Below are 15985 nucleotides of genomic sequence, written 5' to 3'. Positions count from 1 at the left end.
CCGCCACCGACAGGGAGCGGGGTTCAGCGCCCCACGAACATCTCGCGCGCCAGCGCCACCAGATGGCCAAGAGCCGCGCTTCCGCCCGGTTCGCGGAAGGCGAGCCCCACTTCGATTTCAGGTTGCCGCCCAGCAAGGCGAAAATAGGCGACACCCGGCCGCGCCAGAGCGCGCATCGTCGCCGGCACGAAGGCGATACCGAGCCCGCCCGACACCAGATTGATGATGGTCTGCATCTGCACCGCACGCTGCCCGCGCACGGGCTCGGCGCCATGCGCCGCATAAAAACGCGTGACGAGGTCATGCAAGGCCGGCGCGCCGCGGCGCGGAAACAGGATCACCGGCAGTTCGCGCAATGCCTCGAAGGCAAGATTGCCACCTGTCGGCTTGACCTTACCCGAAATCACCCACTCCTCCGGCACCGCCACCACCAGCGGCTCGCGTCCGATGGGAAGGTAATCCAGAGAGGATGGCAGACTGCCGCCGGGCGGTGCGATGACGATGCCCGCATCCAGCGCTTCATCCGCCATCTCCGAAATCTGTATGTCGCTGGTCGCCTCGCTCAGCGTCAGCTCCACCTCCGGAAACCGCTCCTTGAACCGCCGGACCAGCGCCGGCAGAAAGCTGTAGCTCACGAAACTCACAAAGGCGAGGCGCACCGTGCCCACCTCGCCCCGCGACAAACGCCGCGCGGTTTCAGGCAGTTGCGTCGCCTCTTCGAGAACCCGTCTTGCATGCGGCAGCCACTCCCGCGCCACCGGGGTCAGGGAAACGCTGCGCCGCGTGCGCTCGAAAAGCTTGAGGCCGAGTGCCGCTTCCAGAAGCTGGATACTCTGGCTGAGCGGCGGCTGGGTCATGCCAAGCCGTTCCGCCGCCCGCCCGAAATGCAACTCTTCCGCCAGCACGACGAAATGGCGCACCTGCCGGATTTCCATGGAACCCTCATTCGTCAGACAGATCAATACAATACAATATATATATTTCTCATATCACTCAATCGCTTCTAGGCTTTCCACTCAAGCCGCCTGTAGCAGCAGAGCCGCGGGAAAGCGCGCCAGAAGAGTGAGAATAGCATGTCAGCGAATGAGCGATCGAAGGTGATAACGCAGGGCGTCGAGCGCGCCGCCAACCGGGCCATGTTCTATGCCCTCGGCTACAAGGAGGAGGATTTCTCCAAGCCGATGATCGGCATCGCCAACGGCCATTCGACCATCACTCCCTGCAATGCGGGCCTGCAGCCGCTTGCCGACGCGGCCGTTTCAGCCGTGCGCAAGGCAGGCGGCAATCCGCAGATTTTCGGCGTCCCTACCATCTCCGACGGCATGTCCATGGGAACGGAGGGCATGAAATACTCCCTCGTTTCCCGTGAGGTCATCGCCGACTGCATCGAGACCGTCGTTCAGGGGCAATGGATGGATGGGGTCCTCGTCATCGGCGGTTGCGACAAGAACAAGCCCGGCGGAATGATCGGCATCGCCCGCGCCAATGTCCCCGCCATCTATGTCTATGGCGGCACGGTCATGCCGGGTCACCTGAACGGGCGCGACCTGTCCCTTGTCTCCGCCTTCGAGGCTGTGGGCGCACTCAAGGCCGGCCATATGAGCGAGGATGAATTCAAGGCCGTGGAGCGCAATGCGGTTCCCGGCACCGGCGCTTGCGGCGGCATGTTCACCGCCAACACGATGAGCTCGTCCTTCGAGGCTTTGGGCATGGCGCTTCTGGGCTCCTCTACCATGGCCAATGTCTCGGAAGAAAAGCGGCTTTCCACCGAACGCTCCGCGCGGGTTCTCGTTGAGGCAGTGCGCAAGGGCCTCAAGCCGCGCGATATCATAAATCGCCGCAGCGTCGAGAACGCCATTGCGCTCGTCATGGCCACCGGCGGCTCCACCAATGCCGTGCTTCACTATCTCGCCATCTGCCAGGCCGCCGACGTGGAGTGGACGCTCGACGATTTCGAGCGGATTCGCCGCAAGGTGCCTGTCCTGTGCGACATGAAGCCGACCGGCAAATACATGGCTGTCGACCTGCACCGGGCAGGCGGCATCCCGCAGGTTCTGAAAGTGCTCCTGCAGGCCGGGCTCCTGCACGGCGACTGCCTGACCATCACCGGCCGAACGCTCGCGGAGGAACTCGCCGAAATCCCCGACACTCCGCCGGCGGACCAGGACGTCATCCGCCCAATCGGCTCACCGCTCTACGCACAAGGGCATCTTGCCATCCTCAGAGGCAACCTCGCAGAGCAGGGAGCCGTGGCCAAGATCACCGGCCTCAAATCGACGAGCATCACCGGCCCGGCGCGCGTCTTCGACGACGAACAATCGGCGATGGACGCCATCCTGTCGGACCGCATACGCCCGGGCGACGTTCTGGTGCTGCGTTATCTCGGCCCCAAGGGCGGCCCCGGCATGCCGGAAATGCTCGCCCCCACCTCCGCCATCATCGGCCGAGGGCTCGGCGATAAGGTCGGCCTCATCACCGATGGCCGTTTCTCCGGCGGATCCTGGGGGCTTCTTGTCGGTCACATCACGCCGGAAGCCTATGAGGGCGGCACCATCGCGCTGGTCGAGGAAGGCGACAGCATCACCATCGACGCCGACAGGCAACTTCTGCAGCTGGAGGTTCCCGAGGAGGAAATCGCCCGCCGCCGCACGGAGTGGAAAAAGCCCGAACCACGCTACACGCGAGGTGTGTTGGCCAAGTTCGCCAGACTTGCTGGTCCTGCAAGCGATGGCGCATTGACTGGATGACGCGGCTGGTCCAAACGCTAAGGAAACACTGCGGCCTCACGCAACCCGCCTGCAACCTGCGGGCGCACAGCGTACGTCGCAGGGTGATGGATCTGCGCATCGGACACTTGGAAAACCGATTCCGGTTTCCGTTTCGGTGCGTTAGTGTACATATGAATTTTGCGAAATCAGGGAGGGTTTCATGAAAGCACTGGCATTACGGAATTTCGCCCCCGCCGCCGCATTGGCGGTTGCATTGGGCGCATTCGGCTGGGCAGGCGCAGCCAACGCTCAGCAGGAAATCAAGATCGGCTATGCGCTCGCGCCGACCTCGCACTACGGTGTTGCCGCCGACAAATGGCAGGAGGTCGTCGAGGCCAAAAGCGACGGCCGCTACAAGTTCCGTCACTTCCCCTCGTCCGGCCTCGGCGGCGAGCGCGAAGTTATCGAAGGGCTCCAGCTCGGCACCATTGAGGCGACCATCGTTTCCTCCGGAACGCTGAGCAACTTCGTGCCGGAAACCGGCATCTTCGACATCCCCTTCCTGTTCCGCGATCTCACCCATGCCCGCAAGGTGCTGGACGGCGAAGTCGGCCAGAGCATCCTCGCCAAGTTTGACGATGTAGGCCTCGTCGCTCTTGCCTGGGGCGAGCAGGGCTTCCGCCACATCACGAACAACCGCAACGAGATCGACAAGCCGGAAGACGTGGCAGGCCTCAAGCTGCGCACGATGGAAAATCCCATCCACATCACGGCATTCGAAACGCTGGGCGCGGCCCCCACGCCCATGGCCTGGCCTGAGGTCATCAGCGCCCTTCAGCAAGGCACGATCGACGGGCAGGAGAACCCGCTCTCCGTCATCACCTCTGCCAAGCTTTCCGAAGTTCAGAAATATCTGACCCTGTCCGGCCACGTCTATTCGCCGGCCATGCTGCTCGTCTCCAAGCAGCTCTGGGAGGGCATGTCGCCTGAGGATCAGACGATATTCAAGGACGCTGCGACGGAAGCCGTGGCGGCTATGCGTGCCTATGTGGACAATGTCGAAACTTCCGGCGTTGAACAGCTCAAGAAGGAGGGCATGAATGTGAGCGAAATGACCGCCGAACAGAAGGCGGCGTTCCAGAAGGCGCTCGCCCCGGCCTATGAGAAATACTACGGCCAGTACGACAAGGCGACGATCGACAAGATCATCGCCACCGAGTAGCGGCCTGACGAAGAAGGACTATGGCGGCACCCTCAGGGCGCTGCCATGGTCCTTTCCTTTTGCGGATCGAATTTCCCGAATCCGGTTCCCACTTTCCACGATCATGCTTTAAACAGGGCTGGGAGATTACCCTGATGCCAGGACGGGGACATTCCCCTGCGATTGCCGGGGCAACCCTTTGGGGAGGGAACAGTGAACAGGCTTGAGCACTATTTTCTGGCCGCGAACAAATGGGCTCTGGTGGTCCTGCTTTCCGCCATGGCGGTGATCGTGTTCGCCAATGTCTCGCTGCGCTATACGACCAATTTCTCCATAACCTGGGCCGAGGAAGTCGCGCGTTATCTCATGGTCTGGATGACGTTCCTGGGTGCCGGAATGGCACTACGCATGGGCGGGCATGTGGCCATCGCCAATTTTCAGGAGATGCTGCCGCAGGCTGCACAACGCGCCTTGCGCATCGTCATCCTGCTTCTGCTGCTTGTCTTTTGCGCCATCATGATCTGGATGGGTAAGGACTACATGGCGCGCGCCCGCTTTCAGGTGACGCCGGCCACCCGCATCTCCTTCAGCTATATCTACGCCGCCATGCCGATCGGCTTCACGCTTTTGATCGTGCACCTTCTCCTCATCGCAAAAAGCTTCGTGCTGGAAAACCGTTTCGCGGAAGTGGAAACCGACACAGCGTCCATCTCCGGCCATGGCGAACCCACGCCCGGGCTTGCGGCAAACAGGGACTAGACGACCGTGGCGCTCATCCTCTTCGGCTCCTTCTTCCTGCTCCTCCTGATCGGCATGCCGGTCGCCTTCGCTCTGGCGCTTGCTGCCTGGGCTGCAATCGGGCTCGGCAGCAACTATCCGGAGATCGTCGTCGTCAAGGAGATGTTCTCCGGCCTCGACAGTTTCCCGCTCATGGCCGTGCCTTTCTTCATCCTGGCGGCGGAGCTGATGACCAGCGGCGCCATGACGCAAATTCTGCTGCGTTTCGCATCGCAGTTCGTCGGTCATTTTCGCGGCGGCCTCGGCTATGCCAATGTGGTGTCCTCCACCATGTTCGCCGGTATTTCGGGCTCCGCGCTTGCCGATGCCGCCGGCCCTGGTGCGATGATGATCCGCATGATGGAGAAGGACGGCTACGACAAATCCTATGCGAGCGCGCTCACGGCTTCCGCCTCGGTGGTCGGTCCCATCATCCCGCCATCGATCATCATGATCCTCTATGCGATGCAGGATAATCGGGTTTCGGTCATCGCCCTGTTCATGGCGGGCCTCATCCCCGGCATCCTCATTTCCTCGGCCATGGCCGCCACCAACTGGTATGTGTGCCGCACGCGCGGTTTCAGAAGCCAGTCCCCGCGCCCGCCTTTCGACGAGATGGTGCGCACGACATTCAAGGCCCTGCCCGCCATTTTCCTCATCGTGCTCATCATCGGCGGCATTCGCAGCGGCATGTTCACGCCCACCGAAGCCTCGGTCGTCGCGGTGTTCTACGCGCTTTTGTGCGGCCTTTTCCTCTATCGGTCGCTGCGTCTGCGCGACCTCCCCGAGATCGTGTTCCGCTCAGCGCTCGTGACGGCAGCCATCCTTCTGATCCTCGCCGCCGCGCGCGCCTTCGCCTGGATCATCATCATCGAGGGCATTCCCCAGGCCATAGCCGCGACCATCGTCTCATGGGATCTCAGCCCGGTCCTGTTCCTGCTCGCGATCAATGTGCTCCTGCTTGTCTTCGGCCTGTTCATGGATCCGCTGCCCGGCGTGATGATCCTCGTGCCGATCCTGAGCCCCATCGCCCATTCGCTCGGTATTGACCCGATCCATTTCGCCATCGTGGTCATCGTCAACCTGACCATCGGGCTACTGACGCCACCGGTGGGTGCCTTGCTGTTCGTGGTGTCATCGGCGGTGAAGATAAGGGTCAGCGACATCATCCGGGAAATGCCGCCCTTTCTTGTGGCGCATTTCCTGGTGTTGCTCGCCATCACCTTCATCCCGGCGCTGTCCACCTGGCTGCCCAAGATGGGCGGTTATTGATCGAAGCGGTAAGCTTATCCGGCTTCAGTCGGCTTCATCGAGAATGGAGCCGCCGCTCTTCAGGCATTTGAGCGCAAAGCAGGAGCGCGTGTGGCGCACGCCGGCCACCTGGTAGAGCTTCTTGCGCAAGAACTCCTCATAGCCTGCCGTGCCCTTCACCGCGACCTTGACCAGATAATCATATTCGCCCGTGGTGAGGAAAGCCTCGATCACCTCGGGAAAGGACGTCATGGCAGCCCCAAAGGCTTCGAGCGTGTCGTCGTCATGCCGGTCGAGCATCACTTCTATGATAACGGTCTCCGTGAAACCAAGCATCGACTGGTCGATCTGTGCGGCATAGCCGCGAATGAAACCCTCATCCTCAAGCCGCTTGACGCGCTGCCAGCAGGGGCTTTGCGACAGCCCCACCCGCTCGGCGAGCTCTGCATTGCTGATGCGGCCATCGGCCAGGAGCTCCTTGAGGATCTTGCGGTCGATCCGATCAAGCGTTCTCATCCGTTTCGCCTCCACGAACACCGTTTTGCATGGGGCGTACCGCGCGGTTCGCCCCCGAATTCCCAAACAGAAATTTCTTCCGTCGCCGACTTTGGCGGCAAAAAATCTTGCCTGAAACCGACCTCCCCGGCCTCTCCTTCAAAAGCACCTTCGGCGCGTGCAGGAGTACACTTTGCAAAAGGTTGCAGCAGGTTACGGGAGGAACGCCTTGCGCCAAGCCGAAACGCCGAACCGGGCGCGCCCGCGCCTTCTGATCCATCCCGGCCGGTTCAATCCGGTCCGGATCAACAGCCTCGGCGCGCCTACGGCCCGGCATGTGCGCCTTTCTCTCGCTCCCGGCTGCACGCTCTATGAAGCGATCGTCAAGCCATTGGCCGGGATCGGCATCCGCAACGCCTCCCTGACAATTCTCGGCGGCGCTTTCGATGTGCTTTCCTATTGCGTCGCGCCGCCCGACCCTTCGGGTCAGGCCGTGATCGCCTATACGGCGCCCATCGATGCGGGCACGGCCTACATGGTGTTCGGCAATGCCACGCTCGGGCGCAGCCTGAAAGGGGAGCCGCTCGTTCATTGCCACGCCACCCTCCGCACCGCCGCCGGAGAGCTTCGCGGCGGACACATCCTCACGGAGGATTGCGTGATCGGACCGCAGCCGATCTCCGCCCTCGTTACTTCTCTCGAAGGGTTCAACCTGCAGCAGGCATATGATCCCGAGACCAATATTCCCCTCCTCCAGCCCAGGAAAGAACAGGCCGATGACTGACCGGACCATCGTTGAAAGCGGCTCCATGGGCCGCGTCGCCTATGCGCGCATCGCACCGAACGAGGACCTCGTTCACGCGGTCGAGAAGCTGTGCCTTGCCGAAGGCTTCCGCAACGCCTTCGTGCGCGGCGCGCTTGGCAGCCTGGTCGATGCCTGCCTCGAAACGGCAGGGGGCGGCGTGCGGCAGGTACAGGGACCGGCAGTGGAGATCGTCAGCCTCGCAGGCGAAGTTCGCGCCCAGCCCGATGGCTCGCTTCGCGCCAGCCTCAGCGGTGTCGTGGCCGACACGGAAGGCAAAGTCTATGGCGGCCCCTTCGTGGCGGGCGCAAACCCGATCTGCATGACCTTCGAAGTAACGCTGGAGGAGTGGCTGCCGGCGCAGATGGATACGGCAACGGCAGCCTGATCCTCCGCCGTCGCTCATCCGAGGATCAGAAGCTCGAACGTGACGCATATGGGGTTCGCCCCGTGTACAAGGACGCCTTCGGCAATCGCGCCGTCCATCCCGACCATTGCGACATCGAGCCGTGCGCGCAGCCCTTCCGCCGTGCGGCTCACCCGCCCGTCACGGATCAGGACCTCGGTAGCATAGGAGGAAACATGTCCTCCTCCCGCAAAATCGGCCCCGACAAGACTGCCTATTCCCAGAACCTCAGCCTCATCGAAACCATGTTCGGCGCAGATCGCCTCGATCGCTTCGCAGATGTCACCATTGGGCTGCACGGTGGCAAGCACTGCACGACGCGGGCGTGCCGGGTTCGCAATGGGCGCGGCGCGGGGAGAAAAAAGCCGGAAATTCGTCTCCGCATCATCAGCCACATCGAGAAGAGCACCGGAAATGCCATAGGCGCGCACCTGTGTGGCCTTGCCCACCTCCGCATCGAAGGGCAGAAGATGCCCCATGCGCAACCCTTCCCCCGGAACTTCCCAAAGCCCATGACAGTGCAAAAACGCCTCGCCGTCACGGCGTCCAAGATGAAGGCCCGCACGCCGGATCGTGCCGCCAGAAGGGCATACATAGGTCTCGCTGTACCAGGCGGCGTGGCTCTCGCCGGGGCTACCCGCGGGGATGACGTAGTCCATGCGCTTCATCGGCACGTCCTCAAGCAGGACATAGCCCGCCTGAAAACCATGCGCGGAGAGCGCATCGGCCACACTCGCATTGAAGGTCTTGCCCGGCTCGAGCGTGATCGTCAGCGATTGCGCCTGGCAGGCCACGGCGGCATGGCGCTCATGCGCTATCGGACCTGGATGCTTGATGCTGCGGCCACTCATGCCGAAAGCCCCGCCGTAATGAAGCCGCCATCGACGGCGATCACCTGGCCGTTCACATAACCGCCATCCTCCGACATCAGGAAAGCGACGGCGCCCGCGATTTCCTCCGTCGTGCCGTAGCGGCGCAACGGCACACGCTTTTGCCATTGGGCGCGCACATCTTCCGTGTGCACCGCACGCGCAAGCGGCGTATCGATCGGACCGGGTGCGATGGCATTAACACGAATACCGTTCGGGCCAAGTTCGTTCGCCATCACCATGGTCATCGTGTTGACGCCACCTTTGGAGGCGCCATAGGCGCTGCGCCCCTTGTTGCCGCGCATGCCCGAGATCGAGCTTATATTGACGATGGAACCCGCCACGCCGCGCTCGAGCCAGATGCGGGCAGCCGCCCGCGACACGATGAACGAACCGGTCAGGTTGACGTCCAGAATGCGTCGGAAATCCTCGACGCTCGTTTCCACCGCCGGCCGGTCCACAGCGATACCGGCAGAATTGACGACGCCCACGAACTGCCCCGCCTGAGCCACCTTGCCGATAGCTTCGGCAACCGACGCCTCGTCAGCCACATTGCACACAATGCCGCGCTCCGTGGGAAGTCCAAGTTCGATGCAGGCATCCGCCAGCATCTGCGGCTTCAGGTCAAGAAGCCAGGGAGCAAAACCGCGCGCCAGAAGCAGCTTTGCGGACGCAAGGCCGATCCCGGACGCGCCGCCCGTTATGGCGACGCTCTTCATATCCTCTCCTCCCATCGTGCCTCAGCCCGCCTTGGCCGTGTCGAAGACCGGCATCTCGCCGCGTTTTTCCAGCTCCTCGCGGATCATCTTCTTGGTGATCTTGCCGTAGGCCGACTTCGGCATGGAATCCCAGAAGAGAAACAGCTTGGGCAGTTTGTAGCGGGCCATCTTGCCGTCGAGCCAGGAACGCAGGTCGATGCCTGCCACATCCACCCCCGGCCGCGCGATGCACACGGCAACGCCGACCTCACCCCAGACCGGATCGGGCACGCCAAGGACCGCCGTCTCGCTGATATCGGGGTGCATCAATATCTTTTCCTCGATCTCGCGAGGATAGATGTTGGAGCCACCCGAGATATACATATCCGACGAACGACCGGTGATGTAGACAAAGCCCTGCTCGTCCATCCGCCCAAGATCGCCGGTGCGGAACCAGCCGTCGCGGAAGGACTTCGCATTGGCTTCGGGATTGTTGTAGTAACCGGCAAAGACGGCGGGGCCGATGACACAGATCTCGCCCGGCTCGCCCAGCGCGACTTCGTTACCCACCTCGTCCTGAATCTGCACCTGCATGCCCGTGCGTTCGAAACCGCAGGTACCGATGCGCGCATGCTCGCCATCCTCGGCCGAATGCGCAGCCGGCGGCAGAACGGTGATGTTGCCCGTCACCTCGCCGAGGCCGAAATATTGTACGAGAACCGCACCCAGTGTGGCCAGCGCCCGCTTCTGATCCGCCCGGTACATGGGCGCACCGGCATAGATCACATAGCGCAGCGTCGAATGATCGAACCGGTCGACGGATGGGTCCTCGACCAGCATTTTCAGAATGGTCGGGACAGTGAAGATATTCGTTACCTTCCACTTCTCCACCAGCGACCAGACGAGCGACACATCCAGCTTGTCGGATGGCGGCAGGATGGTCTTGACTGCGTGCGCCACCTGGGTGAGCTGATGAACGCCCGCCCCGTGTGAGAGGGGCGCCACGACGACGGAGGCATCGTCCGGCCCCGTTCCCGGCATCAGGTCGCAGAGATGGTTGGTTATGACAAAGGCAAGCTGGCCATGGGTCAGCACCGCGGCCTTGGGGCGGCCCGTCGTGCCCGAAGTGAAGAAGAACCAGCAGGGATCGTCCCGATCCACCGCAACGCTCGGCAACTTCCGGCCGATATGACGCGCGACCACCGCGTCGTAATCCTCAGCAAAGTCGGCCGAACCGATGGAGATCAGATGTTCCAGCTCCGGCGAGGTTTCCTTGCACACGCGAGCGTGTTCGGGAAACGCCGCGCCGCAGATCATCACACGCGCTCCACTCGCCTGGCCGAGATATGCGACCTCATCCGGCGACTGGCGGTAATTGGTGGGAACCCAGACGGCCCCCACCCGGAAACAGGCGAACATGGACTCAAACATCTGGTTGCAGTTCGAAGACTGCACCAGCACCCTGTCGCCCTTGGTGACCCCGAAATCGGCGACAAGCGCATGGGCCATGGCCTCGACGCGCGCCTCCATTTCCGACCAGCTCCAGACCTGATCGCCCCAGACGAAACCGGGCTCATCCGCATGGCGGCGTGCCGCCTGGGACAGGAAATTGGCCAGATTCATCACGCGCGTCGAACAGGGCGCGACACCCCCTTTGGGAGCGGCATTCGTCATTTCACGCGCTCCATGATGGAGACGTAGTTGGCAACGGCAGCGCCACCCATGTTGAAGACGCCGGCAAGCTCTGCATTCGGCACCTGGATATCACCCGCCTCGCCGGCAAGCTGCATCGCTGCCATGACATGCATGGAAACGCCCGTCGCGCCAATGGGATGCCCCTTCGACTTCAGGCCGCCCGACGGGTTGACCGGCAGCTTGCCCCCCTTCGCGGTGATGCCTTCGCGGATGACGCGATGCCCTTCGCCCGGCTTGGCCAGGCCCATCGCCTCGTATTCGATCATCTCGGCGATGGTGAAGCAGTCATGCGTCTCAACAAAGGAGAGATCGTTAATGCCAAGCTCCGCATCGGAAAGCGCCCCTGCCCAGGCACGGCGCGCGCCTTCGAAGGCAAGCACGTCGCGGCGGCTGAGAGCCAGAATATCGTTGACATGGCGACGCCCACGGAAGCCGATGGCGCGCTGCAATGAAGCCGCCGTTTCCTCGTCGGCAAGCACGATCGCCGCCGCCCCGTCGGAAATCAGCGAACAGTCCGTACGCCGCAGCGGGCCGGCGACATAAGGGTTCTTCTCCGAAACCGTGTTGCAGAAATCGAAGCCGAAATCCTTGCGCATATGGGCATAGGGATTGAGCGCGCCATTGGCATGGTTCTTGGCAGCGATCATGGCGAGTTCTTCGGAATGGTCGCCATAACGCTGGAAATAGGCCTGCGCGATACGCCCGAAAAGGCCGGCAAAACCGCCTTCCACATTCGCTTCTTCCTTGCGGTAGCTCGCTCCAAGAAGAATGTCACCCACTTCGGAAGTCGGCATCGCGGTCATCTTTTCCGCACCCACCACAAGGGCGATGCGGCCACGGCCCGATTCGATGAAGTCCATAGCGCTGTAGAGCGCGGCCGAGCCGGTCGCGCAGGCATTTTCGAGCCGGGTCGCCGGCACATGGGCCAGCTTCTCATTGCCCATGGCGACGAGCGCGCCCTGAAAATCCTGCTTCGAGAAACCATTGTTCATGACGCCGACGAAAATGCCGTCGAGGTCGTTCATGTCGATGCCCGCATGCTCCATCGCCGGGGTGGCGACGGAAGCCATGAGCTGCTCGGTGTCTTCCAGTTCGGATTTCCCGAAGGGCGAATGCGCCCAACCTACGATCTGTGCTTTCGTCATCTGCTCTGCCTCCTCATCTGCGGCTTCTCCAAAACGCTCTTGCGGGCGGAAAACATTGCCGCGAGTTTCTCCTCAATGCGTGCGACTTCCTGCTTGAGATAGCCGGCTAATTCTACCTGCCGGGTCTCCTGCATACGGGTATCGATGGCTGCGATGCTCAGCGCACCGGCGAGTCGGCCATCGGGAAAATGAAACGCAACGCCAACCCCCCAGGAATTGGCTACGATCAGACCGGGGTTCAACGAATACCCTCGCTGCCGTGTCAGAGCGACGTCAGCGCGAACCCGTTCCGGCGGAAGGCTGGGATAACGCTCCAGAAGCACGGTCTCGTTGACGGCCAGCGCTTCCTCGATCTCGGCATCGGGGAGGGCAGCCAGCATGGCGAGCGATCCTGCACCGATGCCGAGCGGATGCTCGAAGCCCATTTGCAGCGCATGGGTGCGGATCGGGTAGGTACCTTCCTCGCGATAGAGGCAAAGCGACAGCATGTCCCGGCGCACCGACAGGAAGCTTGTGTCCTGCGTGCGCTCGGAAAGGCGGCTAAGACCTGCCCTGCAAATCTCCAGAAGATTGAAGCGCTGCGAAGCCAGTGTGCCCAGAACATAGGCCTCTTCGCCAAGATAATAGAGGCGGCTTTCCTCATCCTGTTCCACCAGGCCGCCCCGGATCAACGCCAGAAGCAGCCGGCGCACGGTCGGTTTGTTGAGGCCGCTTTCCTCAACAAGCGACGACAGGGAGGCGCCACGGTCGGCATGCCTGCCGACCGTCGATAGAAGCGCCAGGGCGCGATCGACGCTTTGCGCACCGTTCAACGCTGTCACCTGCATGCTCTCCACGGGTCCATAATATGGAACATAATTCTATTCGATCTGCGCCTACAATATCAAGTCTCACGAATTATCTTGCAGTAACTGGATCAGAATGTAAATTGCCCCTTCCACAGACGTGGAAATTGATCCATTATGTGGACCTAGAGCGTGATGGAGGTCATGCGGTCCACACGCCGGCAACGGCAATATCGACGGAGGAGAAATCATGAAATTTTCAAAGCTGGGCGCGATTGCCCTGTCATCGGCTGTCGCATGCTTCGCCATGTTCGGCTCGGCCAACGCAGAGACGCTGCGCCTTTCGCACAATACCGGCGATGCCACCACCTGGCACAAGGGCGCTGAAAAGTTCAACGAGCTTCTGAGCGCTGCCACCAATGGCGACCTCACGATTCGCGTCTTCCCGAACGCCACGCTTTCCGGCGGCGACCAGATGAAGCAGGCCGAGATGGTCAGTCGCGGCGCGTTGGACTTTGTCATCACCTCGGCGATCAACGTCACCCCGCTGGTTCCGGAGATGGCCGTCTTCTCGCTGCCTTATCTCTATTCCAATTATGAGCAGGTCGATGCCACGACCGGTGGCGAGCCCGGCAAGAAAATGACCGAGATCATGGCCAGCCGCGATATCGTGGTTCTGGCCTGGGGCGAGAACGGCTTCCGTGAAGTCACGAACAATGTGCGCACCATCAAGTCTCCCGAAGACATGAAGGGCCTCAAGATGCGCGTTGCAGGTCCAATGTATATCGACGTCATGAATGCGCTTGGCGCCAATCCGCAGCAGATGCAGTGGACCGAGACCTTCACCGCGCTACAGCAGGGCGTGGTCGACGGCCAGGAAAACCCCATCGGCGCCGTCATCATTCCCCAGCGCGTCTATGAAGTGCAGAAATACCTGACTACCTGGCACTATTCCTACGATCCGATCTTCATCGGCGTCAGCAAGAAGCGCTGGGACTCCTTCGACGATGCGACGAAGGAAAAGGTCCAGAAGGCTGCAACCGAAGCCATGATTTACCAGAAGGAAATCACCCGCAAGAGCACTGAGGAAGGCATCGCCTTCCTGCGCGAAAAGGGCATGGAAGTCTACGAGCCCACCGCAGAAGAGCTGAAAGCCTTCCGTGATGCCACCAAGCCCGCCTTCGACACCTGGGCTGCCAAGGTCGGCGACGAGCTGGTAAAGAGCTTCCAGGATACCGTAGCGGGCGCGAACTGACCGCAGCGTAATCCAAACCGAACCGGGACCGGCCCAAAAGGCCGGTCCTTCTCCATCGGGCTTCTGGAGAAAAGCGATGTCCTTCATCCTGCGCGACGCAGAGAAGATCGCCTGCGCGGTCATTTTCCTGGCCATGACGGCGCTCGGCTTCGTCAATGTCGTGGTCCGCTACACCACCAGCTACTCCCTCGCCTCGTCCGAGGAACTTCTCACCAACGGCTTCCTGCTGCTCACCATTCTCGGCGCCGCGATTGCAGCGCGCAATGGTGACCATCTGGCGGTCACCCTGTTCTTCGAGCTGTTGCCGAAGCCTCTGCGCAAGCTGGTTCTTGTCCTGGCGGGCATCCTGTCGGTCTTGCTCCTGGCCCTTTCCGCATGGTTCAGCTGGGTTCTGGTGTCCAATCAAATGTCGAGCGGCATCCGATCCTATGCTCTGCAGATTCCTGCCTGGTACTACAGCGTCGGCATGCCCTTCGGTTTTGCCCTGATCCTGATCCGCTACGTCCAGCACATACTCGATACCTGGAAGACGCTTTCCGATGAGGAGCCCCGCCATGTTTGATCTCGGCGCGGGCACGCAGATGCTCATCCTCTTTTTCATTCTTCTGGTGTTGCGCCTTCCGGTCGCCTTCGCGCTTGGCCTGTCGGCACTTTATGCCATGTGGACGCTCGGTTTCGGCCTCGACCTCGTGGGCGACCTCGTCGCCACCGGCATTGCGAAGTTCTCGCTGCTGGCCATCCCCTTCTTCATCCTGGCAGGCGCGCTGATGGGATCGCTCGGGATCGCCGAGCGCATGATCCGCTTCTTCCGCGTCCTCATCGGCACATTGCCAGGCGGCATGGGCGTGGTGGGCACCGTCGTCTGCCTGTTCTGGGGCGCCGTCAGCGGTTCCGGCCCGGCTTCGGTCGCGGCCATCGGCCCGCTCATCGTCAAGGGCATGGAAGAAGACGGCTACAACCGCTCTTTCGCCGCTGGCCTTGTGTGCACGGGCGCCGCTCTCTCCATCGTTATCCCGCCATCGATCGGCCTGGTCATCTACGGCGTCATCGCTGAAACCTCGATCTCGCATCTCTTTATCGCGGCCATCATACCGGGCCTGTTCATGGGCATTCTGATGCTCCTCACCCTACCCTTCGCAAAGAAGACGAAGGTCGCGGAAGGTTCGCCCAATCTCAACCGGCTGATGCCTACACCCTATGCAGACCTGCCCTATGGCCGGCGCCTGTGGCGCTCGTTCCTCGATTCCTTCTGGGGCCTGATGACCCCCGTCGTGATTTTGGGCGGCATTTATTCAGGCGCCTTCACACCCACGGAAGCTGCTCTGGTCGCCACCGTCTACGCCCTTTTCGTCGGCGGCCTCATCTACCGAACATTGACGCTGAGGGGGCTCTACGATTCGCTCACCGACGCCGCCGCCTCCTCTGCCGTGGTCATGCTGGTGGTTGCCTATGCCAGCCTTTTCGGCTGGGTCGTCACCGTCGACGATCTGATCGGCCATTACTCGTCGGTCTTGCTGGGGATCAGCGACAACCAGTGGGTGATCCTGCTTGTTATCATGGTGATCCTCCTGATTGCCGGCATGTTCATGGACGCGATCACCATCATGTTCATCTGCCTGCCGATCTTCCTGCCGGTCTCGCGCGAGCTTGGCTGGGATCCCGTCTGGTTTGGCATTCTGGTGATGATCAACCTCGCCATCGGCCTGTTCACACCACCTGTCGGCATCAACCTTTATGTGGCCGCCAATGTGACCCGCCTGCCCCTTGAGCGCGTCGCTCAGGGCGCCATTCCCTTCCTGATAACTGCGGTCATCGGGTTGGCCATTGTCGCAGCCATCCCGGAAATGTCGTCCTTCCTGGTCGATTTTCTGGGGTAAAATCATGGCCGGGGCGCATTG

Annotated in this window: 16 protein-coding genes; 9 read left to right on the top strand and 7 right to left on the bottom strand. The window is 61.7% G+C overall.

What is annotated here, in order from left to right:
* Positions 1 to 23 precede the first annotated feature (23 nt).
* Complete coding sequence (locus NA8A_RS19065; protein WP_009452014.1) at positions 24 to 935, bottom strand: LysR family transcriptional regulator; 912 nt, start codon at positions 933 to 935, stop codon at positions 24 to 26.
* A 138-nt stretch (positions 936 to 1073) separates the two neighbouring features.
* On the opposite strand from NA8A_RS19065, the gene ilvD reads away from it, so the two are divergent.
* From ilvD to NA8A_RS19045, 4 genes are all read left to right on the top strand, one after another.
* On the top strand, positions 1074 to 2747 hold the full coding sequence (gene ilvD, locus NA8A_RS19060) for a dihydroxy-acid dehydratase (protein ID WP_009452013.1): 1674 nt from the start codon (positions 1074 to 1076) through the stop codon (positions 2745 to 2747).
* Positions 2748 to 2928: 181 nt separating this feature from the next.
* Entirely contained in the window at positions 2929 to 3930 is a 1002-nt protein-coding gene (locus NA8A_RS19055) for a TRAP transporter substrate-binding protein (RefSeq protein WP_009452012.1), read from the top strand.
* A gap of 192 nt (positions 3931 to 4122) precedes the next feature.
* Entirely contained in the window at positions 4123 to 4668 is a 546-nt protein-coding gene (locus tag NA8A_RS19050) for a TRAP transporter small permease (protein WP_009452011.1), read from the top strand.
* Positions 4669 to 4674: 6 nt separating this feature from the next.
* The gene (locus NA8A_RS19045) at positions 4675 to 5958 is read left to right on the top strand and encodes a TRAP transporter large permease (RefSeq protein WP_009452010.1); all 1284 of its coding nucleotides are present in this window, start codon (positions 4675 to 4677) and stop codon (positions 5956 to 5958) included.
* A gap of 24 nt (positions 5959 to 5982) precedes the next feature.
* Here the strand turns inward: NA8A_RS19045 and NA8A_RS19040 are convergent, their stop codons facing one another.
* Entirely contained in the window at positions 5983 to 6453 is a 471-nt protein-coding gene (locus NA8A_RS19040; protein WP_009452009.1) for an Lrp/AsnC family transcriptional regulator, read from the bottom strand.
* Positions 6454 to 6661: 208 nt separating this feature from the next.
* Here NA8A_RS19040 and NA8A_RS19035 point away from each other — a divergent pair, with 208 nt between their 5' ends.
* The gene (locus NA8A_RS19035; protein ID WP_009452008.1) at positions 6662 to 7216 is read left to right on the top strand and encodes a PCC domain-containing protein; all 555 of its coding nucleotides are present in this window, start codon (positions 6662 to 6664) and stop codon (positions 7214 to 7216) included.
* On the top strand, positions 7209 to 7622 hold the full coding sequence (locus NA8A_RS19030) for a PPC domain-containing DNA-binding protein (RefSeq protein WP_009452007.1): 414 nt from the start codon (positions 7209 to 7211) through the stop codon (positions 7620 to 7622). Before NA8A_RS19035 ends, NA8A_RS19030 begins: the two co-directional genes overlap by 8 nt.
* A gap of 14 nt (positions 7623 to 7636) precedes the next feature.
* Here the strand turns inward: NA8A_RS19030 and NA8A_RS19025 are convergent, their stop codons facing one another.
* From NA8A_RS19025 to NA8A_RS19005, 5 genes are read right to left on the bottom strand one after another with little or no spacing between them, the layout of a single operon-like run.
* Complete coding sequence (locus tag NA8A_RS19025) at positions 7637 to 8491, bottom strand: PCC domain-containing protein (protein WP_009452006.1); 855 nt, start codon at positions 8489 to 8491, stop codon at positions 7637 to 7639.
* The gene (locus NA8A_RS19020; protein WP_009452005.1) at positions 8488 to 9228 is read right to left on the bottom strand and encodes an SDR family NAD(P)-dependent oxidoreductase; all 741 of its coding nucleotides are present in this window, start codon (positions 9226 to 9228) and stop codon (positions 8488 to 8490) included. The genes NA8A_RS19025 and NA8A_RS19020 overlap by 4 nt, the downstream gene beginning before the upstream one ends.
* Before the next feature lie 21 nt (positions 9229 to 9249).
* A complete protein-coding gene (locus NA8A_RS19015; protein WP_009452004.1) occupies positions 9250 to 10881 on the bottom strand; it encodes an acyl-CoA synthetase in 1632 nt (543 codons plus the stop codon).
* Complete coding sequence (locus tag NA8A_RS19010) at positions 10878 to 12047, bottom strand: acetyl-CoA acetyltransferase (RefSeq protein ID WP_009452003.1); 1170 nt, start codon at positions 12045 to 12047, stop codon at positions 10878 to 10880. Before NA8A_RS19010 ends, NA8A_RS19015 begins: the two co-directional genes overlap by 4 nt.
* Positions 12044 to 12874 carry an IclR family transcriptional regulator gene (locus NA8A_RS19005; RefSeq protein ID WP_009452002.1) on the bottom strand — a complete coding sequence of 277 codons (831 nt, stop codon included), beginning with the start codon at positions 12872 to 12874 and terminating at the stop codon, positions 12044 to 12046. Before NA8A_RS19005 ends, NA8A_RS19010 begins: the two co-directional genes overlap by 4 nt.
* A gap of 208 nt (positions 12875 to 13082) precedes the next feature.
* Between NA8A_RS19005 and NA8A_RS19000 the strand changes: the two genes are divergently transcribed.
* The 3 genes from NA8A_RS19000 to NA8A_RS18990 all read left to right on the top strand — a co-directional run bounded on the left by NA8A_RS19000 (position 13083) and on the right by NA8A_RS18990 (position 15964).
* Positions 13083 to 14087: a DctP family TRAP transporter solute-binding subunit gene (locus NA8A_RS19000; RefSeq protein WP_009452001.1), complete on the top strand. Its 1005-nt coding sequence runs from the start codon at positions 13083 to 13085 to the stop codon at positions 14085 to 14087.
* 76 nt (positions 14088 to 14163) lie between these two features.
* On the top strand, positions 14164 to 14649 hold the full coding sequence (locus NA8A_RS18995) for a TRAP transporter small permease (protein ID WP_009452000.1): 486 nt from the start codon (positions 14164 to 14166) through the stop codon (positions 14647 to 14649).
* Positions 14642 to 15964, top strand: coding sequence for a TRAP transporter large permease (locus NA8A_RS18990; RefSeq protein WP_009451999.1), 1323 nt, complete (start codon positions 14642 to 14644; stop codon positions 15962 to 15964). The genes NA8A_RS18995 and NA8A_RS18990 overlap by 8 nt, the downstream gene beginning before the upstream one ends.
* Positions 15965 to 15985 lie beyond the last annotated feature (21 nt).

Origin of the sequence: Nitratireductor indicus C115, from assembly GCF_000300515.1 — a bacterium.
Taxonomy (GTDB): Bacteria; Pseudomonadota; Alphaproteobacteria; order Rhizobiales; family Rhizobiaceae; genus Nitratireductor; species Nitratireductor indicus.
This window is presented reverse-complemented; position numbering and strand designations above follow the sequence as displayed.

What these genes read in the sequence shown, in the direction of transcription:
- NA8A_RS19065 (WP_009452014.1), bottom strand. Translation starts at nt 935, where the DNA reads ATGGAAATCCGGCAGGTGCGCCATTTCGTCGTGCTGGCGGAAGAGTTG.
- ilvD (WP_009452013.1), top strand. Translation starts at nt 1,074, where the DNA reads ATGTCAGCGAATGAGCGATCGAAGGTGATAACGCAGGGCGTCGAGCGC.
- NA8A_RS19055 (WP_009452012.1), top strand. Translation starts at nt 2,929, where the DNA reads ATGAAAGCACTGGCATTACGGAATTTCGCCCCCGCCGCCGCATTGGCG.
- NA8A_RS19040 (WP_009452009.1), bottom strand. Translation starts at nt 6,453, where the DNA reads ATGAGAACGCTTGATCGGATCGACCGCAAGATCCTCAAGGAGCTCCTG.
- NA8A_RS19030 (WP_009452007.1), top strand. Translation starts at nt 7,209, where the DNA reads ATGACTGACCGGACCATCGTTGAAAGCGGCTCCATGGGCCGCGTCGCC.
- NA8A_RS19025 (WP_009452006.1), bottom strand. Translation starts at nt 8,491, where the DNA reads ATGAGTGGCCGCAGCATCAAGCATCCAGGTCCGATAGCGCATGAGCGC.
- NA8A_RS19020 (WP_009452005.1), bottom strand. Translation starts at nt 9,228, where the DNA reads ATGAAGAGCGTCGCCATAACGGGCGGCGCGTCCGGGATCGGCCTTGCG.
- NA8A_RS19015 (WP_009452004.1), bottom strand. Translation starts at nt 10,881, where the DNA reads ATGACGAATGCCGCTCCCAAAGGGGGTGTCGCGCCCTGTTCGACGCGC.
- NA8A_RS19010 (WP_009452003.1), bottom strand. Translation starts at nt 12,047, where the DNA reads ATGACGAAAGCACAGATCGTAGGTTGGGCGCATTCGCCCTTCGGGAAA.
- NA8A_RS19005 (WP_009452002.1), bottom strand. Translation starts at nt 12,874, where the DNA reads ATGCAGGTGACAGCGTTGAACGGTGCGCAAAGCGTCGATCGCGCCCTG.
- NA8A_RS19000 (WP_009452001.1), top strand. Translation starts at nt 13,083, where the DNA reads ATGAAATTTTCAAAGCTGGGCGCGATTGCCCTGTCATCGGCTGTCGCA.
- NA8A_RS18995 (WP_009452000.1), top strand. Translation starts at nt 14,164, where the DNA reads ATGTCCTTCATCCTGCGCGACGCAGAGAAGATCGCCTGCGCGGTCATT.
- NA8A_RS18990 (WP_009451999.1), top strand. Translation starts at nt 14,642, where the DNA reads ATGTTTGATCTCGGCGCGGGCACGCAGATGCTCATCCTCTTTTTCATT.